Source organism: Faecalibacterium sp. DFI.5.82 (genome assembly GCF_029076575.1).
GTDB classification, from domain to species: Bacteria; Bacillota; Clostridia; order Oscillospirales; family Ruminococcaceae; genus Faecalibacterium; species Faecalibacterium duncaniae.
In genome coordinates this window covers 1-324 of record NZ_JARFIS010000310.1, presented here as the reverse complement: position 1 = coordinate 324, position 324 = coordinate 1, and the positions used below count along the sequence as shown (strand labels likewise).

The following is a 324-nucleotide window of genomic DNA, read 5'->3' as shown; positions in this document are numbered from 1 at the left end:
AAAAGATTAAGCAGAATGCCAAGTTCACCGTTGAAGGCATCCAAGAAATCGAAGCCGTTACGCACCATGACGTGATCGCCTTTACGCGTGACGTTTCCAAGTCGTTGGGCCCAGAACGCAAGTGGGTATACTATGGTCTGACCAGTACTGACGTCGTTGATACGGCTCAAGGTTACCAGCTTAAGCAGGTTAACGAGATTCTGCGTCAAGACATCAAGGACTTTATGGAAATCCTGAAAAAGATGGCCAATGAATACAAGTACACGGTCTGCATGGGGCGGACGCACGGGATTCACGCTGAGCCAACGACTTTTGGCCTCAAGG

1 protein-coding gene is annotated in these 324 nt (G+C 49.4%); it reads left to right on the top strand.

Annotated features, from left to right (window positions below; all coding sequences use genetic code 11):
- A partial coding sequence (locus P0G09_RS16750) for a lyase family protein (RefSeq protein ID WP_275253231.1) occupies positions 1 to 324 on the top strand: 324 nt, incomplete at both ends.